The 22,274-nt window shown below is 65.7% G+C and carries 14 protein-coding genes and 4 pseudogenes; 11 read left to right on the forward strand and 7 right to left on the reverse strand.

Annotation, left to right across the window (positions count from 1 at the left end; translation table 11 throughout):
* Positions 1-12 precede the first annotated feature (12 nt).
* The 3 genes from AC3WT0_RS06320 to AC3WT0_RS06330 are packed head-to-tail and all read right to left on the reverse strand — an operon-like array spanning position 13 to position 4,412.
* Positions 13-2,763, reverse strand: a complete 2,751-nt coding sequence (locus tag AC3WT0_RS06320) for a [protein-PII] uridylyltransferase (RefSeq protein WP_492752305.1) — start codon at positions 2,761-2,763, stop codon at positions 13-15.
* Between the two features lie 5 nt (positions 2,764-2,768).
* Positions 2,769-4,193, reverse strand: coding sequence for a metalloprotease TldD (gene tldD, locus AC3WT0_RS06325; RefSeq protein ID WP_492752307.1), 1,425 nt, complete (start codon positions 4,191-4,193; stop codon positions 2,769-2,771).
* Positions 4,194-4,211: 18 nt separating this feature from the next.
* Positions 4,212-4,412, reverse strand: a complete 201-nt coding sequence (locus AC3WT0_RS06330) for a zinc-finger domain-containing protein (protein ID WP_492752309.1) — start codon at positions 4,410-4,412, stop codon at positions 4,212-4,214.
* 136 nt (positions 4,413-4,548) lie between these two features.
* On the opposite strand from AC3WT0_RS06330, the gene AC3WT0_RS06335 reads away from it, so the two are divergent.
* The 8 genes and pseudogenes from AC3WT0_RS06335 to AC3WT0_RS06370 all read left to right on the forward strand — a co-directional run bounded on the left by AC3WT0_RS06335 (position 4,549) and on the right by AC3WT0_RS06370 (position 11,742).
* Positions 4,549-5,001, forward strand: coding sequence for a hypothetical protein (locus AC3WT0_RS06335; RefSeq protein ID WP_492752311.1), 453 nt, complete (start codon positions 4,549-4,551; stop codon positions 4,999-5,001).
* A 51-nt stretch (positions 5,002-5,052) separates the two neighbouring features.
* Positions 5,053-5,982: an ABC transporter ATP-binding protein gene (locus tag AC3WT0_RS06340; RefSeq protein WP_492752312.1), complete on the forward strand. Its 930-nt coding sequence runs from the start codon at positions 5,053-5,055 to the stop codon at positions 5,980-5,982.
* A gap of 29 nt (positions 5,983-6,011) precedes the next feature.
* Entirely contained in the window at positions 6,012-7,598 is a 1,587-nt protein-coding gene (nadB, locus tag AC3WT0_RS06345; protein WP_492752314.1) for an L-aspartate oxidase, read from the forward strand.
* 183 nt (positions 7,599-7,781) lie between these two features.
* Positions 7,782-8,768, forward strand: a pseudogene (locus tag AC3WT0_RS06350) (NF038122 family metalloprotease); the annotation flags it as partial.
* A gap of 78 nt (positions 8,769-8,846) precedes the next feature.
* Positions 8,847-8,948: pseudogene (locus tag AC3WT0_RS06355) on the forward strand (PEPxxWA-CTERM sorting domain-containing protein); the annotation flags it as partial.
* A 242-nt stretch (positions 8,949-9,190) separates the two neighbouring features.
* A pseudogene (locus AC3WT0_RS06360) lies at positions 9,191-10,192 on the forward strand (NF038122 family metalloprotease); the annotation flags it as partial.
* An 81-nt stretch (positions 10,193-10,273) separates the two neighbouring features.
* Positions 10,274-10,375 (forward strand): annotated as a pseudogene (locus AC3WT0_RS06365) (PEPxxWA-CTERM sorting domain-containing protein); the annotation flags it as partial.
* 212 nt (positions 10,376-10,587) lie between these two features.
* The gene (locus tag AC3WT0_RS06370) at positions 10,588-11,742 is read left to right on the forward strand and encodes an NF038122 family metalloprotease (RefSeq protein ID WP_492752316.1); all 1,155 of its coding nucleotides are present in this window, start codon (positions 10,588-10,590) and stop codon (positions 11,740-11,742) included.
* Between the two features lie 59 nt (positions 11,743-11,801).
* On the opposite strand, the gene AC3WT0_RS06375 is transcribed toward AC3WT0_RS06370, so the two are convergent.
* Positions 11,802-12,635 (reverse strand): alpha/beta fold hydrolase, encoded by an 834-nt coding sequence (locus AC3WT0_RS06375; RefSeq protein ID WP_492752317.1) that lies wholly within the window; start codon positions 12,633-12,635, stop codon positions 11,802-11,804.
* Between the two features lie 83 nt (positions 12,636-12,718).
* Here AC3WT0_RS06375 and polA point away from each other — a divergent pair, with 83 nt between their 5' ends.
* Complete coding sequence (gene polA / locus AC3WT0_RS06380) at positions 12,719-15,487, forward strand: DNA polymerase I (RefSeq protein WP_492752318.1); 2,769 nt, start codon at positions 12,719-12,721, stop codon at positions 15,485-15,487.
* Between the two features lie 52 nt (positions 15,488-15,539).
* Complete coding sequence (locus AC3WT0_RS06385; RefSeq protein WP_492752319.1) at positions 15,540-17,111, forward strand: lipopolysaccharide biosynthesis protein; 1,572 nt, start codon at positions 15,540-15,542, stop codon at positions 17,109-17,111.
* On the opposite strand, the gene purH is transcribed toward AC3WT0_RS06385, so the two are convergent.
* The gene (purH, locus tag AC3WT0_RS06390) at positions 17,083-18,672 is read right to left on the reverse strand and encodes a bifunctional phosphoribosylaminoimidazolecarboxamide formyltransferase/IMP cyclohydrolase (protein ID WP_492752320.1); all 1,590 of its coding nucleotides are present in this window, start codon (positions 18,670-18,672) and stop codon (positions 17,083-17,085) included. The genes AC3WT0_RS06385 and purH overlap by 29 nt on opposite strands.
* 107 nt (positions 18,673-18,779) lie before the next feature.
* Here purH and AC3WT0_RS06395 point away from each other — a divergent pair, with 107 nt between their 5' ends.
* Positions 18,780-19,553: an SDR family NAD(P)-dependent oxidoreductase gene (locus AC3WT0_RS06395; protein ID WP_492752321.1), complete on the forward strand. Its 774-nt coding sequence runs from the start codon at positions 18,780-18,782 to the stop codon at positions 19,551-19,553.
* 309 nt (positions 19,554-19,862) lie between these two features.
* Here AC3WT0_RS06395 and AC3WT0_RS06400 read toward each other — a convergent pair whose 3' ends face one another.
* Both AC3WT0_RS06400 and rpe read right to left on the reverse strand, forming a co-directional pair.
* Positions 19,863-21,599, reverse strand: coding sequence for a heparinase II/III family protein (locus tag AC3WT0_RS06400; protein WP_492752322.1), 1,737 nt, complete (start codon positions 21,597-21,599; stop codon positions 19,863-19,865).
* The gene (rpe, locus tag AC3WT0_RS06405; RefSeq protein ID WP_492752324.1) at positions 21,596-22,258 is read right to left on the reverse strand and encodes a ribulose-phosphate 3-epimerase; all 663 of its coding nucleotides are present in this window, start codon (positions 22,256-22,258) and stop codon (positions 21,596-21,598) included. Before rpe ends, AC3WT0_RS06400 begins: the two co-directional genes overlap by 4 nt.
* Between the last annotated feature and the right edge of the window lie 16 nt (positions 22,259-22,274).

The raw sequence follows: 22,274 nt of genomic DNA on the forward strand, positions 1-22,274 counted from the left end.
GACGCAGGCGGATCAGGCGGCCGCGCGTTTCTCGGGCGTGCCGGGTGCGGCTTCGATCAATCGCTTCTCAAGTGCCTTCAGCCGCGCCGGCGCGACGATCTTGTCGCCGATCAGGTCGGTCAGGTAGAAAGTATCGACCGCGCGCTCGCCATAAGTCGCGACATGCGCGGAATGGATCGTCACTTTCGATTCGAAGAGCGCACGCGCGAGGCTGTTGAGCAGCGCGGGGCGATCCTGCGCGTTGACCTCGATCACAGTGTAGCGGTTCGACGCCTTGTTATCGATGAAGACGCTGGGTTCGATCCTGAACGCGTCGGCACGCGCGCGGACCAGCGGCTTGGCGGCGAGCCGGTCGGTCAGGCGATTGCGGTTGGCAAGCGAATCCTCGATCGCGGCCCGCAGCCGCTCAAGCCGATCAGCCTCATCGAAGGGGCGGCCGAAAGGATCCTGGACGAGGAAATTGTCGAGCGCCATGCCGTCGCGCGTGGTGTGGATACGCGCGTCGATAACGCTGCCGCCCGCGAGGTGGATCGCACCCGCGATCCGGTAGAACAAGCCCGGATGGTCGGCGGCGTAGACAGTGACCAGCGTCGCGCCGCGTTCGGGATAGACCTGCGCGCCTATCGACAGCGGCCTGTCGCCCGCGTCCGCGACATGGCGGGCATTGCGCGCCTGCACGTCGACGGGCTCGGCGATCCAGTAGCTTTCGGGCAGGCGGCGAACATAGCGATCGAACGCGTCAGCACCCCAGCCGAGCAGCTGGCGCAATTCCTCCTGCTTGGCAGTGACGCGTTCCTTGCGGCCCGTCTGCTTGTGGCCGAGGCGCAGCACTTCCTCTGCGGCATTGTAGAGGTCCATGAGCAGCTGGCGCTTCCATCCGTTCCATACGCCGGGGCCGACCGCACGGATATCGACGACGGTGAGCAGCAGCAGCAGCCGCAGTCGCTCGGTGCTCTGCACGGCCTCGACGAAATCGAGGATCGTCTTGAAATCGGCGAGGTCCCGCTTGAATGCGGTCGCCGACATCAGCAGGTGCCAGCGCACCAGCCAGGCGACCAGCTCGGTCTCCGCCGCAGTCAGTCCGAAACGCGGGCAAAGCTCCTCCGCCACCTCCGCGCCAAGAATGCTGTGATCGCCTCCCCGGCCCTTGGCGATATCGTGAAGCAGGACGGACACATAGAGCACGCGCCGCGAAGTGATCTGGTGGATCAGGATGCTCGCGAGCGGATGGTCTTCCTTGAACAGTCCGCGCTCGATCTTCGACAACAGGCCGATGGCATGGATCGAATGCTCGTCGACCGTATAATGATGATACATGTCGAACTGCATCTGTGCGACGACGCGGCCGAAATCGGGCACGAACCGGCCGAAGACACCGGCTTCGTTCATCCAGCGCAATACCGTCTCCGGATCGCGAGGCGAGGTGAGCACATCGAGGAACAGGGCGTTGGCGCGCGGATCACGGCGGACGGCGGCGCCGATCAGCTTCGCGTCGCGCCCCGCAGCTCGCATGGCCTGCGGGTGAATCTCGAGGCCGTGCTTGTCGGCCAGCGCGAACATCTCGATCAGTCGGACCGGATCGGCGGCAAGGAAATCGTCGGACGGCAGCGCAAGCCGGCCGCGATCGAGGCGGAATCCGTTCAACCCGCGCGGCGTGCGCCTGAGCAACGGCAAGCCGATCCGCCGCCCTTTGCTCGCAAAGCTGTCGTCGAGATGCGCGAGGAAGACGCCGGTTAGGTCGCCGACCTTCTTCGCCTCGAGAAAATAGTGGCGCATGAAGCGCTCGACGGCGGAACCGCCCGGCCGGTTGGCATAGCGCATCCGATCGGCGATCTCCCGCTGAACGTCGAAGGTCAGCCTTTCCTCAGCGCGGCCGGCGATCAAATGTAGGTGGCAGCGCACGGCCCACAGGAAATTCTCGGCACTCTGAAACTGTCGCAGCTCTGCGCGGGTCAGCAGCCCCTTTTCCACGAGATCGCTGACGCTCTGAACACGGTAGATATATTTGCCGATCCAGAAGAGCGTGTGCAGATCGCGCAGACCGCCCTTGCCTTCCTTGACGTTGGGCTCGACGACATAGCGGCTGTCGCCCATCCGCTTATGGCGCTCGTTGCGCTCGGCCAGCTTCTCGTTGATGAAGGCGCGCGCGGTGCCCGCCACTACTTCCTGTCCGAAACGCGCCGAGGCCTCGTCGTAAAGCGCCTGATCGCCCCAGACATAGCGCGCCTCGAGCAAGGCGGTGCGAATGGTGAGATCGCTTTTCGCCATACGCACCATCTCGTCGAGCGAGCGGCTCGAATGGCCGACCTTCAGCCCCAGATCCCAGAGCGTATAAAGCATCGATTCGATGACCTGCTCGGTCCAGCCGGTCTGTTTCCACGGCGTCAGGAAACCGATGTCCACGTCCGAATAGGGCGCCATCTCCCCCCGGCCATAGCCGCCGACCGCGAGCAGCGTCAGCCGTTCGGCAGCGGTGGGATTGTTGATCGGATAAAGGCGCTGTGTCGTGAAATCGAAGATCAGGCGGATGAGCTGATCGATCAGGAATGCCTGGCCCGATGCCGCCTCGATCCCGCGCGAGGGATGTTCGGCGAGGCGCCCGGCGATCTCGGCGCGCCCCGCGTCGAGCACGCGCCTGAGGACCGCCACCATCGCGGCGCGCAGCCCCGCGCCCTCGCCTTCGAGCGCGGCGAGATCATCGGCGACCGCGCGGCGATCGACGATGGCGCGCCGGCTGGGCAGGCTATCGAAGCGCGACGCCATGAGGCTTAAGCTGTCCCCCCGACGGTGAGGCCACCGACCAGCAGGCTCGGCTGGCCGACGCCCGCAGGCACCGACTGGCCGCCCTTGCCGCAGATGCCCACGCCTTCGTCGAGCGCCATGTCGTTGCCGATGCCGATCACCTTGGTCAGCACCGAAGGGCCGTCGCCGATCAGCGTCGCGCCCTTGATCGGCGCACCCAGCCGGCCGTTCTCGACGCGATAGGCCTCGGTGCATGAGAAGACGAACTTGCCCGAGACGATATCGACCTGACCGCCGCCGAAGCTCTTGGCGAAAATGCCGTTCTTCAACCGCGCCAGCAGTTCGGCGGGATCGCTGTCGCCGCTTTTCATGAAGGTGTTGGTCATGCGCGGCATGGGCGCATAGGCGTAGGATTCGCGGCGGCCATTGCCCGTGGGTTCTACCCCCATCAGGCGGGCATTGAGCCGATCCTGCATATAGCCTTTGAGGATGCCGTCCTCGATCAGCACCGTCTCGCGCGTCGGCGTGCCTTCGTCGTCAATGGTCAGCGATCCGCGTCGATCGGGGATCGATCCGTCGTCGACGACCGTGACTCCCTGTGCCGCGATGCGCTCGCCGATCCGTCCCGAAAAGGCGCTGGTGCCCTTGCGGTTGAAATCGCCTTCGAGGCCGTGGCCGATCGCTTCGTGCAGCAGCACGCCAGGCCAGCCCGGTCCGAGCAGCACGGTCTGCTCACCCGCAGGCGCGGCGATCGATTCGAGATTGACCAGCGCCTGCGACAGCGCTTCGTCGATCGCACGATTCCAGTGCGCGGGATCGAGCAGCCGATCGTAGAGGTAGCGGCCGCCCATCCCGAAGAAGCCGCTTTCACGCCGACCATTCTGCTCGGCCACGATCGAGACGTTGAGGCGGACGAGCGGGCGCACGTCGTGCGCGACATGACCGTCGGCGCGGACGATCTCGACCACGTTCCAGCTTCCCGAAAGCCCGACCGAAACCTGCGCCACGCGCGGATCACGCGCGCGAGCGGCAGCGTCGATCGCCTCGCACAGCGCGACCTTCTTCGCGAAGGGAACGAGCGAGAGCGGATCGCTGGCGGTATAGAGATGGCGGTTGGTGCGCTGCGGCGGCGGGGCCGGCACATTGGCCGCAGGATCGAGCAGTTGCATCGTCTCGCCCGCGCGCCGGATGGCGGCCACGCTCAACTCATTGGCATGGGCGAAGGCGGTCGTCTCGCCCGATACGCCGCGCAGGCCGAATCCCGCGTCGGTCGAATAGTCGGCGGTCTTCAGCCGGCCATCGTCGAAACCGAAGCTCTCGCTCGCGATATATTGAAGGTAAAGCTCGCCATCGTCGCAGCGGCCAATGGCTTCTGCCGTCAGGCGTAGCGCGCTGTCGGGATCGAGGTCGCCGCGATAGAGGAAAGAACGGGGATCGGTGCTGTCAGCCATGGCACCGATATAGGGCGATTAAGCCGCTTGCGCACCCTGTTCGTCGGCCGGGCCGCCGATCAGCACATAACGCCGATCGCAATAGCCGCAATCGACATAGCCTTTCTCGTCGATCTGGAGCCAGACGCGCGGATGGCCGAGGGCGGGAGCGATCTCGCCGGCGCCGTCGCAGGCGACGCGGGCATGCTCGACACGGAAGGTTTCGGGCTGGTCGGTCATGCCCGCCTGCTAGCAAGCGCAGCACAGGCTTGCAATCGGCTGCCGCCGCCCGCGCGCTATCTGAAGAAGAAAAACCAGAGCAGCAATATGACCGGGATCGGCACGCCGATCAGCCAGAGCAGGATGCCTTTTCCCATTGCATTTCCTCTCGATGCCGCTTGATGCGGCTTTCGGTTTGAACGAGCGGACCGATGTCGGGTTCCGACCGCCATATCGTCGCCGCAAATCATGCCGATCACGCAGCGGGACCATTTTGGAGGCGCCGCCGGTGCTCCGGCTGTTCGCATTCGCCTTGCAGGGAGCGGCCGTCACGATAGGAGTCGGCGGCGATTTCGACCTCAAAAGCCTGAAGCCCGCACCGCGCCGTTGCGGCGGGAGCGTGAATGGGGAGATCGTGGTGTGCGGATCGGCCGATCCGGATCACCATCGGCTGAAACCCCTGCCCGCGGATCGTTTCGAACCAAAGCCGTTCATGGCGGAAACGGGAATTGCCAAGGGCGTGACCGGCGCCGTGGTGGTGGAAAGCGCGCCGCTGGCAGGCGGAGCGGTAAGCAGGCGGGCGCTCGTCAGGCTAAAGACGCGCTTCTGACCGGCTTCATTCCTGTTGGCGCGGCATGATCGCGGCGCTATCTGCCAAAGCATGACCGAAGCCGCGATCAGCATCCAGTCGCTTTCCAAGACCTACAAGGGCGGCAAGCGCGCGCTCGACAATGTCAGTTTCGACGTGCCGCGCGGGCAGATTTTCGGGCTTCTCGGCCCCAATGGCGCGGGCAAGTCGACGCTGATCAATATCCTCGCCGGGCTCGTCAACAAGACCTCCGGCAAGGCGACGATCTGGGGCTTCGACATTGACGAGCACCCGCGCAACGCCAAGGTCTCGATCGGGATCGTGCCGCAGGAGATATTGTTCGATCCCTTCTTCACGCCTTTCGAGACGCTCGAGCTGTTCGCCGGCCTGTACGGCGTGCCCAAGGATCAGCGCCGCTCGATGGAGCTGCTGCGCGCCGTCCATCTCGAGGACAAGGCCAATGCCTATGCGCGCACGCTTTCGGGGGGCATGAAGCGCCGCCTGCTCGTCGCCAAGGCGATGGTCCATTCGCCGCCCATCCTCGTGCTCGACGAGCCGACGGCGGGCGTCGACATCGAGCTTCGCCAGCAGCTCTGGACTTATGTGCGCCACCTGAACGATCAGGGCGTCACGATCGTCCTCACCACCCATTATCTCGAGGAAGCCGAGCAACTGTGCGATCGCATCGCGATCATCAACCACGGACAGGTGATCGCCAACGAACCGACGCGCGAGCTGGTGGGCAAGGCGCGCGAGAAGGTCGTCGAAGTCACCGTCGACCGCGCGGTCGCGGCCCCTCCGCAGTCCGACGCTTTCGAGAAGATCGCGCTGAAGGGCGATCGCACGCTGTCGATCACCTATTCCAAGGACCGTGTGAATGCCGGGCAGGTGCTCGCGGCCGTGGCCGCCGCCGGTTACGGCGTGGTCGACGTCTCGACGCGCGAGGCCGACCTCGAAGATGTGTTCCTGAGCCTCACCCGCGCGAGCGAGGCTGCTGAATAAGGGGCGCGGGCCCCGCGACGGAGTATTGGTTGTCCCAGTCCCACAATTTTGACGTCGTCATCATCGGCTCCGGCGCGGCCGGGCTGACCGCCGCGATCAACTTGGCCGACAAGGCGCGCGTGCTGGTGCTCGCCAAAAGCGGGCTTTCCGAAGGGTCGACGGCCTGGGCGCAAGGGGGCATCGCCGCAGTGCTCGAACCCGGCGACACGTTCGAAAGCCATATCGAGGACACGATGATCGCCGGTGCGGGGCTCAACGACCGCCGCACCGTCGAGTTCGTCGTCGAGAACGCACCGCATGCGATCGAGCGCCTGGCGGCGCTTGGCGTGCCCTTCAATGTCGACGAAGGCGCGCTCCACCTGACGCGCGAAGGCGGCCACAGCCACCGCCGCATCGTCCATGTCGACGACGCGACAGGCGCGGCCGTGCAGCATGCGTTGGAGAAGGCGGCGGCGGCGCACCCCAATATCACACTCGTCCCCGACATGGTGGCGATCGACCTTGCGACCAGCCGGCACGAGATGCGCTATTCGGGGGCGGGGCATGTGTGGGGCGTCTATGCCGTCAACCGCGCGACGGGGCGCGTCGAGCTGTTCACCGGACGCGCGACGATCCTCGCCACGGGGGGGGCGGGGCGGACCTATCTTTTCTCCACCGCGCCGCGCGGGGCGACGGGGGACGGCATCGCCATGGCCTGGCGCGCTGGCGCGCGCGTGTCGAACATGGAGTTCATGCAATTCCACCCGACCTGCCTCTACAATCTCGAGGTCAAGAATTTCCTGATCACCGAGGCCGTGCGCGGCGAAGGCGGGCGGTTGCTGATCCCCGAGACGGGGCATCGTTTCATGCCCGATTTCGATCCGCGCGCCGAGCTTGCCCCGCGCGATGTCGTCGCCCGCGCGATCGACCATGAGATCAAGCGGCTGGGCCTCGACTATGTCCATCTCGACATCAGCCACCAGCCGCCCGAATTCGTGCGCGAGCATTTCCCCAATATCTACGAGAAGCTGATCGGCCTTGGCATCGACATGACGCGCGAGCCGATCCCCGTCGTCCCCGCCCAGCATTATACCTGCGGCGGCGTGGTGATCGACCGCGACGGGCGCACCGACCTGCCCGGCCTCTATGCCGCAGGCGAGGTCAGCCAGTCGGGCCTGCACGGCGCGAACCGGCTCGCTTCCAACAGCCTGCTCGAATGTTTCGTCTTCGGCGAGGCGGCGGCGCACCATATCCTCGCCAACTGGGACGAGTTGCCGCCGCCGCCCGCGATCAGGCCGTGGGACGAAAGCCGCGTGACCGATTCCGACGAAGAAGTCGTCATCAAGCAGAACTGGACCGAGATCCGTCGCTTCATGTGGAATTATGTCGGCATCGTCCGCACGACCAAGCGGCTCGAGCGCGCGGCGCACCGGATCAAGCTGCTGTCGAGCGAGGTCGAGGATTATTACGGCCATTTCCGCGTGACGCCCGACCTGATCGAGCTGCGCAATTTGCTCCAGACCGCAGAGCTGATCGTGCGCTGCGCGCTGCACCGCAAAGAAAGCCGCGGGCTGCACTATACGCTCGACTATCCCGATATGCTGCCAGTGGCCGAGGATACGATCCTCATCCCCTGATCCGGCGACGCCACGCCAAATATGTCCCATTTTGCATCTAGTTATTTTCCATATGCGCGACGCCTTGACGTCAGTCCCATGTTTAGGCTTCGTTAACGGGCGGGGGCGGTGGGGACCGTTCTCCAACTCAAAATGGGGAAAATCATGCGACTGAAGAGTGCATTTTGCTGCTTTGCGGCAACGATGGCTATTGCCGCGCCGGCCAATGCGGCCACGATCAATCTGATCGACACCGGAGGGGTCACCGGGTCGGCCGCCGAGCAGGGTTTCAAGATCGCCGCCGCTTACTGGGGCTCGGTGCTCTCGAACAATGTCACCATCAATCTCCAGGTCGGCTATTCGGCGCTCGGCACGGGCATCATCGGCTCGACCGGCAGCACGTCGGAGGTGACGACGGTCACCAACGTCCTCAATGCGCTCAACGCCAACACCAACAAGAGCGCGCTCGATTCGACGGCGGTGCTGCCGACGACGACGAACGGCGCGATCAAGATGATCACCAGCGGCTATGCCAGCGCCAACGGCACGCGCGGCGTGAACACCGCCACGAAGGTGTGGGACACCGACACGACGGGCACCAATTCGAACAACAACAAAAATCTCGACGTCAACACCGCAAACCTGAAGGCGCTCGGCATTTCGACCGCCGCAACGGTGGATGGCTCGGTGACGTTCAGCACCGCTTTCAATTTCGACTTCGACCCGACCGACGGCATCACGGCCGGCTCGATGGACTTCATCGGCGTCGCCATCCACGAGATCGGCCACGCGCTCGGCTTCGTCTCGGGGGTCGACACCTATGACATCGTGGGCGGCCCGAATGGGCCACTCTATAATAGCTATCGCACGGTCAACGTGCAGCAATATGCGATTCTGAGCACGCTGGACCTGTTCCGCTACAGCTCCGATCCGACGAATATTGCGCCGGGCGCCGGTCCCGCGCTCGATGTTTCGGTTGGTACGGCCAGCTATTTCTCGATCGATGGCGGTGCGAACCAATTGTTCGGCAATTCGCTCTTCTCGACCGGTTACTATAATGGCGACGGTCGTCAGGCTTCGCACTGGAAGGACGCGGCAGGCTGCTCGGGCCAGATCGGCATCATGGACCCGACCTTCTGCTATGCACAGATGGGCGAAGTAACCGCGCTCGATCTCGCGGCGATGGATGCGATCGGCTGGAACATCTCCTTCGACGTTCTCGCCAACTCGGGCTACAAGATCACCTCGGCCGACATCTATAACCGCTTCGCTGCGGTTCCGGAGCCCGCGACATGGGCGCTGCTGATCGCCGGCTTCGGCATGGTAGGCGGCGCAATGCGCCGCCGCCGGACGACCGTTATCTTCGCCTGAGGCCAGACCTTTCGGAACAGAGGGCGTCCGCCGATGCGGACGCCCTTTTGTTATAAAGTTACGCGTTCGCCCCGGCTTCGCGCTCCGCTCGGCGGCAAAAGCGTTCCATCTGTGCCATTTCGCGCCACCGCCCTCCCCGAATGGATGAGCGGATGCTTGACTCCATTATGTCATTAAGGATTCATTTACCCAACGGACGGGGGTCGTGGGGACGCCCCGTTTCAGTTGCTTTGGGGGCTAGCATGAAATTGAAGACTGCTCTTTGCTGCTTTACGGCGGCGCTGACCGTCGCGACCAGCGCGAACGCGGCGACGATCAACCTGATCGACAATGGCGGCGTAACGGGGTCGGTCGCCGAACGCGGCTTCAAGATCGCCGCAGCCTATTGGGGATCGGTGCTCTCCAACAACGTCACGATCAACCTTGGCGTGAGCTTCGCCGCTCTCGATGCCGGCATCATCGGTCAGACCGGCAGCGCCAAGATGGACTATAATTATTCGACTTTCGCGGGTGCGCTGGCCGCTAACAGCGCGAAGAGCGCGCTCGACACGGCGGCGCTTGCCCACCTTCCGACTGTCGTCAACGGCGGCATCGCAGTGGCGCACAACTCGACAGCCGGAAACAGCGTCTCGACGAGCAATTTCGTCTACGACACCAACGGCAGCGTCAACAACCGCGTGCTGTGGGCCAACACCTCGGTGGTGAAGGCGCTGGGCGGCACGGCCGATTACACCTACAGCGACACCGGCCATGACGGCGACGTGACCTTCTCGTCCAACTTCGCCTTCGACTTCGATCCAACCGACGGCATCACGGCGGGCACGATGGACTTCATCGGCGTCGCGATCCACGAGATCGGTCACGCGCTCGGCTTCGTCTCGGGCGTCGATTATTACGACTATTTCGCCGCCAACCCGATCACCTACAACTTCGACAACGCGTCGCTTTATTCGACGCTCGACATGTTCCGCTACAGCATGGATCCGCGGAATCTTGTCGCAGGCAACGGTCCGATCCTCGATCTGTCTGCCAATACCGCCAGCTACTTCTCGATCGACGGCGGCGTAACCCAGCTGTTCGGCAATTCGCTCTTCTCGACCGGCCGCTACACCGGAGATGGGCGCCAGGCTTCGCACTGGAAGGACACGGCCGGCTGCACCGGCCAGCTCGGCATCATGGACCCGACCTTCTGCTACGGCCAGATGGGCGACATCACGGCGCTCGACCTCGCGGCCTATGACGCGATGGGCTGGAACATCTCCTTCGATGTGCTCGCCAATTCGGGCTATCACATCACGTCCGCCGATATTTACAGCCAGTTCGCGGCCGGGGTTCCCGAACCGGCGACCTGGGCGATGCTGATCGCCGGCTTCGGCATGATCGGGGGCGCGATGCGCCGCCGCCGGGCCACGATCGCCTTCGCCTGATCGAGCGATCGTCAATCGAAAGGGCGTCCGCGTTGCGGGCGCCCTTTTTATTGCGCTCCATGAACTTTAGTTCATCTTGTCTCATTTTGCGGCATCCGGACGCAAATCCGCCTCGCGCATGCTTGACTCCTTCATATTTGTTAAGGTTTTCTTAACGTTACCGGTCCCGGAGTCGAAAGGCTGCGGTCGTGCCGGCTTTCATGGGGGAAGACATGAAAATCCAGTCTGCATTGCTCTGCTTTACCGCCGCCGCCGCGCTGACCGCCAGCGCGCCGGCCAACGCCATCACCATCAACCTGATCGACCTCGGCGGCGTCACCGGGTCCCCGGCCGAACTCGGCTTCAAGATCGCCGCGTCCTATTGGGAAAAGACGCTCACCGGCAACGCGGTGATCAATCTCAATATCGGTTTCTCCGACCTCGGCCCCAACGTGCTCGGCAGCACGGGCAGCACCCTTCTGACCTATGTGCCGATCAGCGATTACTACAACGCCCTCGCCGCCACCGGAAACAGCGCGCTCGATGCGCAGGCCGTGGCGAACCTCGCGCCGCTCAGCGCGTCGGGCGGCGTTTCCGCACTGGTTCCGGGCTACGTCAATCCGGCGACGCAGGACGGCGTCGACGTGGGGACATCGCGCCTCACGCCCGACGGCACGGCTATCGCCAACACCATCGCGCTGACCACCGCCAACGCCAAGGCGCTGGGGCTGACCAGCGGCGGCGTCGACGGCGAGGTGCAGTTCTCGAACACCTTCAACTTCGATTTCAATCCGCTCGACGGCATTTCGGCCGGCAGCTACGATTTCGTCGGCGTGGCGGTGCACGAGATCGGCCATGCGCTGGGCTTCGTCAGCGCGGCTGACGATTTCGACTATAGTAACGGCCAGACGGGCTTCAACCCGGACCAATATTGGTGGGGCTATGGCCTCGACATGTTCCGGTACAGCGCCGACGGTCTCGACTGGCGTCCCAACCAGGACTCCTATTTCTCGATCGACGGCGGTGCGACGGCCTTCATGGGCGGCCTGTTCTCGACCGGCACCTATACGGGCGACGGCTGGCAGGCTTCGCACTGGAAGGAGCCCGTCGGCGGCGGCTGCGCCAATTTCGAAGGCATCATGAACCCGTATATCTGCAACGGGCTGACCGACGAGACGACCGCGCTGGACCTCGCGCTGTTCGACGCGATCGGCTGGAACGTCTCAGTCGATGTCCTCGCCAACCCCAACTACACTTTCTCGACTGCCGACATGACGCGTCAGTTCCTTGCCGTGCCCGAGCCGACGACCTGGGCGATGCTCATTGCCGGTTTCGGCATGATCGGCGGCGCGGTGCGCCGTCGCCGGGCGAAGATCGCCTTCGCTTGATCCGGACTGGATCGATCTTAGGATCGGAAGGGGGCGTCCGCCGGTGCGGGCGCCCCTTTCTACGTCTGCGCGAGGAAGGCGCGGACCGCCGCTGCGAAGCGCGCGGGCTGATCGAGCATCACCATATGGCCACTGTCCGCGATCCCGACCTGACGGGCGCCGCGCACCGCTGCATAAGCCGAACGGTAACGCGCGGCGACGAGGCGCGGATCGGCAACCTCGGCAGGCGGCTCGGCATAGACCACCGTCAGCGGCGTCGCGATGCGCGGCAGGCGCGGACCAAGGTCGAGGCCCGCCAGCTCGCGCAGGGCATTGGCCGTTACCCGATCGTCGCTGTCCTCACCGCCACCGAGCGCGCGCGTCAACGACCGCATCATGCCCGGATCGCCGCCGCCGAGCGATATCGCGAGCGAAGCGAACAGGCCGCCCATCGCCGAATCGAGGCCGAGCAATGCTGCCGGCGCGGGCAGCATATCGACCACCATCAGCCGCCCGAGGCTCTGCGGCAGATCGATCGCCTGGGTGAGCGCGATCGTGCCGCCCATCGAATGGCCGATCACGGCGGGCTTATCGAGCCCCGCCCACTGCGCATAGCGCGCAATCTCTGCAGCGACGGGCGCGACGATGGGGCCGTCGGAGTTGGCCCCTGCCGCCAGCCCGCCAAAACCCGCGATCTGCACGAGATGCCAGCGATAGCCCGCAATGGCGGCGACCGTGCCGTTCCATACGGCGCGCGAGGAATCGAGGCCGTGGATCAGGATCACATCCGGCCCCGCGCCGCGCGCAACCACACTGATCCGGCGCGACACGAAGCCGTTCGCGGGCGGCATGGCGAATGCCGCCGAACCCATCGCCGCGGCCAGTCCGCCGATGAAATATCGCCTGTCGATCATGCGCTCCTCTTATGCGGCGCGGCATTAACCGACGCTTGCGCGAAGCTGTGGCCCGAACGCGCGGCTTGGGCTATCCCCGCGCGATGGCATCCAACCATCTCTACCTCGTCGACGGATCGAGCTACATCTTCCGCGCCTATCACCGGCTTCCTCCGCTCACCAACATCCATGGCGAGCCGGTGGGTGCCGTCTATGGCTATACGACGATGCTGTGGAAGCTCGCCGACGGCCTGCACAAGGCCGACGGTCCGACGCATCTCGCGGTGATCCTCGACAAGTCGTCGAACACCTTCCGCAACGAGCTGTACGACCAGTACAAGGCGCACCGCCCGCCCGCGCCCGAGGATCTGGTGCCCCAGTTCCCGATGATCCGTGACGCGACGCGCGCCTTTTCGCTGCCCTGCATCGAGGAGGAGGGTTTCGAGGCCGACGATATCATCGCCAGCTATGCCAAGGCCGCGATCGCCGCCGGCTGGTCGGTGACCATCGTCTCGTCCGACAAGGATCTGATGCAGCTGATCGAGCCGGGCGTCGACATGCTCGACACGATGAACAACCGCCGCATCGACCCCGACTATGTCGTCGAAAAGTTCGGCGTTGGCCCCGACAAGTTAGGCGAAGTGCTCGCGCTGATGGGCGACAGCGTCGACAACGTACCGGGCGTCCCCGGCGTCGGCCCGAAGACCGCGGCGAAGCTGATCGGCGAATATGGCGACCTGGAATCGGTGCTCGCCGCCGCGCCGGGCATGAAGGCCGGCAAGCTGCGCGACAATCTGATCGAGCATGCCGACATGGCGCGGCTTTCGCGGCTGCTGGTGACGCTGAAGGATGACGTGCCGCTGCCCGAGCCGCTCGACGATCTGGCCATGCAGGGCATTCCCGAACCGCCACTGCGCACTTTCCTCGAACATCATGGCTTCCGTTCGCTCGTCGCCAAGCTCGGCGGCGCTCCATCGCCGGGGCCTGTCCCCACACCGGGCAGCGACGCACCCGCCGCGCCGATCGCGGTTTCGGACGATCCGCCCTGCGATCACGACGCCTATCAGACGGTGGTCAGCGAAGCCGATCTCGATCGCTGGGTCGCCGAAGCGACGGCGCAGGGCTTCGTCGCGGTCGATACCGAGACCGATTCGATCGATCCGATGCGTGCCACGCTTGTCGGCGTCAGCCTGGCGCTGGCGCCCAACAAGGCCTGCTATATCCCGATCGGCCATGTCGGCCGCGACCTGCTTTCCGACGCGCCGGTGCAGATCGATCGCACGGGGGCGATCGCCAGGCTCAAGCCGTTGCTCGAGGATCCGTCGGTCCTCAAGATCGGCCACAACCTCAAATATGACATGATCGTGCTGGCGCGCGCGGGCATGGGCCTTGCGCCCTTCGACGACACGATCCTGATGAGCTTCGCGCTGGAAGCCGGCCTCCACGGCCATGGCATGGACGAGCTGGCCGCGCTTCACCTCGGCCACACATGCATCGCCTTCAAGGACGTCGTCGGCACCGGCAAGAAGCAGCTTGGCTTCCACGAAGTCGATCTGCGCAGCGCTACGCGCTACGCGGCGGAAGACGCCGATGTCACGCTGCGCTTCCACCGGCGGTTCAAGCCACGCCTGCCGGCCGAGCAGGTGACGCGCATCTACGAACGCGTCGATCGGCCGCTCGTGCCGGTGCTAGCGCGGATGGAACAGCGCGGGATCAAGGTTGATCGCGGCGTGCTGACCCGGCTGTCTTCAGAATTTGCGACGCAGATCCTGGCGCTGGAAGGCGAAATCCACACGCTTGCCGGCGGCCCCTTCACCATCGGCAGCCCCAAGCAGCTGGGCGAGATCCTCTACGACCGCATGGGGCTGAAAGGCGGGCGCAAGGGCAAGAGCGGCGTTCATTCGACCGACGTCAACGAGCTTGAACGGCTCGCCGGCGAGGGCGTAGAGATCGCACGCAAGGTGCTCGACTGGCGCCAGATCGCCAAGCTCAAGTCGACCTATAGCGACGCGCTGCAGGAACAGATCAACCCCGAGACGGGGCGCGTTCACACCAGCTACGGCCTGACCGGCGCGCAGACCGGGCGGCTTTCGTCCAACGACCCCAATCTGCAGAACATCCCCGTGCGCACTGAGGCGGGGCGGCAGATCCGCGACGCGTTCGTCGCCGAGCCGGGCAACGTCATCCTTTCCGCCGACTATAGCCAGATCGAGCTTCGCCTCGCCGCGCACATGGCCGACGTGCCGCCGCTGAAGGAAGCCTTCGCGCGCGGCGACGATATCCACAGCCTGACCGCGAAAGAGCTGTTCGGCGAGGTCAACCGCGACACGCGCGGGCGCGCCAAGACGATCAACTTCGCGATCCTCTACGGCATTTCGCGCTGGGGGCTGGCCGGCCGGCTCGACGTGACGCCCGACGAGGCGCAGGCGATGATCGATCGCTATTTCGAGCGCTTCCCCGGCATCAACCGCTATATCGCCGAGACGCTGACGCATGTCCGCGAGACCGGCTATACGACGACGCTGTTCGGGCGGAAGACGCATTTCAGCCGGATCAACTCCAAGACCCAGCACGAACGCCAGGGCGCCGAGCGTGCGGCGATCAATGCCCCGATCCAGGGCACCAGCGCCGACATCATCAAGCGCGCAATGGCGCGCATGGATGCCGCGCTGGCCGAGGCGGGGCTGCCCCGGGTCAAAATGCTGCTGCAGGTCCATGACGAACTGGTGTTCGAGCTACCCGAAGGCGATGTCGCGGCCGCGAGCGAGGTGATCCGCGACGTGATGGCCAATGCCGCGCTGCCCGCCGTCGCGCTCAGCGTGCCGCTGGGCGTCGAGATCGGCACCGGGGCGAGCTGGGGCGCTGCGCACTGACGGTGCGACAGGCGATCTGGCGCTCCGCCGCGTCCGCCTTTAAGGAAAGCTGATGGGGGCAGAAGCCACAAAGACGGGCGAAGGCGATATCGCCGCGCTCGCAAAGGGCGGGAGGACCAATTTCTTCGGCTTCCTGCTGCGGCTTGCCGCGCGCTTGCCCTTCCTTTTCATCGCCGGCCGCTGGTATGGCGACGTAGCACTCGGCCGTTTCGCCTATGCCGTGCTTGTCGTCGAGTTTGCGGCGCAGATATCGACCCTGGGGCTGAAGCGCGGGCTGGCGCTGCAGCTGACGCGCACCGATAACGACCGCCACGGCCATGCGGTGTGGGATGCGCTGGTCGTCACCCTCATCCTCTCGGCCGTGACGGGCGCGATCCTCGCGCTCGTTCCCCGCATGATGTTCCCCAACAGCGGGATTGACGGGCTCGACCGGCTGCTGCCGCTGATCATCTTCTTTATCGCTGGTGCCGACATCGCTCTCGCGGCGCTGGCGTACCGACGCGATGTGGGGGCGACGGTGCGCGCGCGCGCGATCGTCGAGCCCTGGACAATCAGCATCGGCGCCTTCGCCTTCGCCTTTTATTCGACGCGCGACGGGCTGATCCTCGCCTATGTATTGTCGATGGTCGCGGCCTTCGTGACCGCGATGATCCCGCTCGCGCGCAGCTATGGCTGGCCGCGGGGCTGGACGCCGCATCCGGGGCGGCTGTGGCGGCTGGCGCAACGCAACGCGCCGCTCGCCGCCGCCGATGCGGTCGAATGGGGATCGCGACGCATCGACATCGCGATCCTTGGTCTGTTCTTCTCGCCCGCGATCGTCGGCATCTATTATGTCGCCCAGCAGGTCGCCTCGCTGCCGCAGAAGCTGAAAACCAGCTTCGATCCGATCCTCGGCCCCGTCATCACCGCCAAGCTCGCCGAAGGCGACAAGCCGGCGGTCGCGAAGCAAGTCCGCCAGGTCGGCTTCTGGATCATCGCGGCGCAGGCGGGAATTGGCCTCGCGCTCGGTATTCCCGGCGAAGGCGTGATGGGCCTTGTCGGCCCCAATTTCGTCGGCGGCACCGGCGCGCTCGCCTTCCTGCTCGCCGCCGAAGTCGTTGCGGCGACCGCCGTCGTGTCCGAAGCCGCGCTCATCTATATCGCGCGCCACCGCAACCTGATGATCTCGCTGGCGATGATCGCAGTGCAGGCGCTGCTGTCCTTCGTCCTGATCTTCGCGCTCCACAGCTTCGCCGACGACGGTGCTGCGCTGCGCGACGACAAGATCGCAGCCGCAGGGCCCGCCGTCGCCCTGGCGCTGGCGTTGGCAGGCGCGTCGATCGTCAAGGCGCGGTTGCTCGGCCGGCTGCTCGGCGCACCGGTATCGGGCTGGCGCTGGCCGATCATCTGGGCGTCGGCGGCGGCGGTGATCGTTGGCGAAGCGGCGACGCAACTGCCCGAATGGGCCGAGCTGTCGCTGGGCATCCCCGGGATCCTCGCCGTCTATTGCGCGGTGATCTGGAAGCGCGGCTTCACCGAGGAAGATCGCGTGCTGTTCAAGCGGACGCCGTCCGAGCCGGCGCGCGGCGGCGATGAAGCGCCGCCGCTCCGCCCGCTCAGTGCCGGAAGTGACGCATCCCGGTAAAGAGCATCGCCAGCCCGGCCTCGTTTGCGGCTGCGATCACTTCCTCGTCGCGGATCGACCCGCCCGGCTGGATCACGGCCGTCGCGCCGGCCTCGACGGCTGCGAGCAGCCCGTCGGCGAAGGGGAAGAAGGCATCCGAGGCGACCGCCGAACCAATGGTGCGCGGCTCGGCCCAGCCGGCCTTCTCCGCCGCGTCCTTTGCCTTCCACGCCGCGATGCGCGCCGATTCGAGGCGATTCATCTGCCCCGCGCCGATGCCGGCCGTGCTACCGCCCTTGGCATAGACGATGGCGTTCGACTTCACGTGCTTGGCAACTGTCCAGGCGAAGAGCGCGTCCGCCAGCTCCTGCTCGGTCGGCGCACGACTGGTCACGAGCTTCAGCATGTCGTGCGTGACGCGGCCATTGTCGCGCGACTGGACGAGAAAGCCGCCGGCGATCGATTTGAGCATCAATCCGCCGCGCGCGGGATCGGGCAGTTCGCCCGTGAGCAGCAGGCGCAGATTCTTCTTGGCGGCGAAGATGGCGCGCGCCTCCGCATCGGCATCGGGCGCGACGACGACTTCAGTAAAGATGCCGGTCATCGCCTTGGCAGTCTCGGCATCGAGCGGCCGGTTTACCGCGATGATCCCGCCAAAAGCCGAAACGCTGTCGCAGGCCAGCGCCGCCTCATAGGCCTCGAGCAGCGTATCGGCGCTGGCGACGCCGCAGGGATTGGCGTGCTTGACGATCACCACCGTCGGCGGCCCGTCACGGAATTCAGCGACCAGCTCCAGCGCGGCATCGGCGTCGTTGTAATTGTTGTAGCTCAGCTCCTTGCCCTGGAGCTGTTCGGCCTGCGCGATGCCTTTGGCATGCGGCCCGACGGGGATGTAGAGCGCCGCCTTCTGGTGCGGATTCTCGCCATAGCGGAGCTCGTCGCCGCGCTTCGCGGTGATCGCGAGCGTATCGGGGAAAAGCTGCTGCTGGTCGGCGAAGGCGAACCACTGCGAGATCATCGCGTCATAGGTCGCGGTCGCGGCGAAGGCCTTGGCCGCAAGGCGTTTGCGGAAACCGAGCGAGGTCGCGCCGCCCTTGGCATCGAGCTCGGCGCTCAGTTCGGCATAGTCGGCGGGATCGGTGACGATCGCGACATAGGCATGGTTCTTCGCCGCCGAACGGACCATCGAGGGACCACCGATATCGATATTCTCGATCACCTCGTCGCGCGGCGCGCCCTTCGCCACCGTCTGCGCGAAGGGATAGAGGTTGACGATCACCAGATCGATCGCGCCGATGCCGTGCGCGGCCATCGCCGCCGCATGTTCGGGATCGTCGCGCACCGCAAGCAGGCCGCCATGCACCTTGGGGTGAAGCGTCTTGACGCGGCCGTCCATCATCTCGGGAAAGCCGGTGAGGTCCGAAATGTCGCTGACCACGAGCCCCGCATCGCGAAGCGCCCTGGCGGTGCCGCCCGTCGAGACGAGCTCGACGCCGTGGCGGGCCAGTGTCTGGCCCAGTTCGACAAGGCCGCTCTTGTCCGAGACGGAGAGCAGCGCGCGCGTGATCCTGATGTCGCTCATGGCGCGCGCCATAGGCCGCGCGGCGCGGTGTCGCAACCGTCCTTGAACCCGTCTCGCGCGTCCCCAGATGGCGCTTTCCCCATCCCCCACCAGACAAGGACATGACCATGGATCTCCAGTTGAGCGGCAAGACGGCGCTTGTTTCGGGATCGACCGGCGGAATCGGGCTCGCCATCGCACAGACGCTGGGCCGCGAAGGCGCCAAGGTGACGATCGTCGGGCGCGGTCAGGCCGGCGTCGACAAGGCAGTCGCCGCGACCGAGAATGCGGACGGGATCGTCGCCGATCTCGCCACCGTCGAGGGCGCCGAGGCCGTGATCAAGGCGCTTCCGCAGGTCGATATCCTCGTCAACAATCTGGGCATCTACGAAGCCAAGCCTTTCGAGGAGATCAGCGACGCCGACTGGCTTCGCCTGTTCGAGGTCAATGTGCTGAGCGGCATCCGCCTGTCGCGCCATTATTTCCCCGGCATGCTGGCGCGCGACTGGGGCCGCGTGATCTTCATCGCCAGCGAATCGGCGCTCTCCATCCCCGAGGAGATGGTTCATTACGGCATGACCAAGACCGCCCAGCTCGCCGTCGCGCGCGGGCTGGCCGAACGCACCAAGGGCAGCGGCGTGACCGTCAACAGCGTGTTGCCCGGGCCGACGCAGTCGGAGGGAATCTTCGAGTTCCTGCGCAGCATCGCATCCGATCCGAAGGCGAACGACGCCGAGGTCGAGGCCGAATTCTTCCGCCTCCATCGTTCGAGCTCGCTGCTCCAGCGGCTGATCAAGGCCGATGAGATCGCAAGCCTCGTCGCCTATCTGTCGAGCCCGCTTGCAGCGGCAACCAACGGCGCCGCGATCCGCGCCGAAGGCGGGCTGATCAAGTCGATCTGACGCCGATCATCCCTGTATCGTCATTGCGAGCATAGCGAAGCAATCCAGAACGACGTCGAAGATTGCTGGATTGCTTCGTCGGCTTCGCCTCCTCGCAATGACGAGGCAGCGTGACGATGCCTCGTGTAGGGAATGACGGTTTTCCGCCATTCCTGCATCTGGAAGTTGACAAAGTTGAGAGGCTGGAGGGGTCTTCTCAACTTCGAAGCCGGGGCGATGTCAAAGAACGGGCCGGCATGAGCCGGACCCAAGCCTAACATCGGCTGGCGGCTGTAGGACAGCGTTCGAACGTCGGGCGCGGCGCCGGGGTCAGCCGGCGCGGCGGAACAGCCAGCCGACATTGGTGCCGCCGCCCGGCGTCTCGCCGCTGACGACGAGCTGGAGCGTCGGCTGTGGCCGCCCGGCGCCATCGACCCACAGGCTGTCCTCGATCGCGAGTCCGCCGCCGGCGGCGCGGAACTGCCATAGCGCGCCATCCGGAATGCGGAGCAGCGCGCCCTGCCCATCGGCGGTGGGCGTCGCCTCGATCCCCGGCGCGAGGTGAAAGCGGATCGCGAAAGCGGTCGAGCGGCGAAAGCGTTTGCGCCCCGTGGGGATCAGGACATCTTCGCCGCGCAGTTCGCGACCATCGGAGGACAGGGCGATCTGGCGGCGGTGGGTGAAGCCAAGTTTGCGCGCATAACCATCGTGGCTGCCTTCGAGCCGGCTGCCCGCCTCGGTTTCCTGCCGGTCGATCTCGACCTCGCCGACGCCGCGCCCGAGGCTGCCGTCGACATGGATCGAGGTCGAATTGCTGTCGCCGAGCACCAGCGTCGAATGCGCCGCGGTGGTCCGCAGCCCCTCGGCAAGCTCGGCCGGCAAAGTCGCGCCGCGATGGCGCGCGCCGCCGCAGCTGACGATCAGCCGGTTGGGACCGTCCGACATCTCGAAAGCAAGCGTCGACGCACAGCCGCCGTCCGACAAGCGGCTGACCGGCGGCGGCGCGGCATCGACGCTGACCATCGTCGCGCCCCCGGCCAGCCGCTGATACCCCCAGTCGCGCGCCTGACGGAGCGGCCGGGCGCGCACGCCGCTGGCCTCGACGATCGTCGCGACGCGCTGGGCATCGATCGGGAGGCCGCCCTGCCAGCTGGTCAGCCCGCCATCGCCGTGGGTGACGCCGAGCAATGCCGGCACCGCGCGCGACAGCACCGTCTGGATCGCGGGCAAGGGCTCCTCGCGGCGGGCGTCATAGACGGCGCGAAGCAGGGTGAGCAGCGCGATACCGTCGAGCAGAGCCGTCGGCGACCGATCGATCGTGCCGCCATCGTCGTAGAAGGCGCTCGACAGCGCGCGCGTCAGCCCGTCCTCGCCGAAATGGCGGCGGGGCTCGCCACCGGGGATGAGCAGGCCCGCCGCGACCACGCCCGACCATGCGGCGACGCGCGTCAGCCCCGGCGGCGCCCGATCGGCACCGCGATCGAGATGGCGGGCGAAGCGGGCGAGTCCGTTGAGCACCGACGAGCGGTAGATCAGATCGCGCGACGAGAGGATCAGCGGCGCATGCGCGGCCCAGAACAGGATGCGCTGGCCGGTGACGTCATAACGCCACGCCGTGCCGCCGACCTGATCGCCATGGACGGCGAGCCAGCGGCGCATGATCGCCTCGGCCACGGGAACGCCCTGTTCGCGCGTCGCCGCAGTCGACAGATCGCGCAGCCAGGCAAAGCTGTGCAGATAAGCGGCGAACCCCGGCGAGACCGCAAGCGTCGCGAAATCGAGATCGCGGATCGCCAGCTTCTCGCCGCGATAGCTGAGCACGCCGCCGAGCATAGACTGGCCCGCGCGCAGATCGCCGATGATCGGATCGTCGGGCACCGCGCGCAGCTTGAGCGGAAAACGGCCGCGCAGGCGGAAGCTGTAGAGCGGCGTGCGCCAGGTCAGGCGATTAAAGGCATTGGCGGCGCGCTCGGCGAGCGACTGGCCCTTCTCGCCATCGAGACGGATGAGCCGCTTTCCCTCCTCGATCCCATCGGCGGCGGGATCGATCGGGGTGACCTTGGTCACCCGCCTCTCAGGCCGCGAATATTATCCGCATAGGCCGATGGGCCGCCTTTGAAGGTCGCGGTGCCGGCCACCAGCACGTCGGCACCCGCCGCAATCGCGCGGGGTGCGGTTTCGACATCGATGCCACCGTCGACCTCCAGCCGGATGTCACGACCCGACAGATCGATCATCGTGCGCACGGCCTCGATCTTGCGGAGCTGGTTGTCGATGAAGCTCTGGCCGCCGAAGCCGGGATTGACGCTCATGATCAGCACGAGATCGATCGTGTCGATCAGATAGTCGAGCGTCGAGATCTGGGTCGCCGGGTTGAGCGAGATTCCGGCCGACTTGCCCAGCGCCTTGATACGCTGGACGGTGCGGTGGACGTGGGGGCCGGCCTCGGGATGGACGGTAATGTTGTCCGCGCCCGCCTCGGCAAAGGCATCGAGGAAATTATCGACCGGCGAGATCATCAGATGGACGTCGAACGGCTTCGTCGTGTGCGGGCGCAGCGCCTTCACCACGCCCGGCCCGATCGTCAGGTTGGGGACGAAATGGCCGTCCATCACATCGACATGGATCCAGTCGGCCCCGGCCGCGTCGATCGCGCGCACTTCCTCGCCCAGCCGCGCGAAATCGGCCGAAAGGATCGAAGGGGCGATGCGAACTGGCGACGTCATGGATGCCATGCCTTAC

It is taken from the genome of Sphingomonas sp. EU05-FHT14C10, assembly GCF_058790595.1.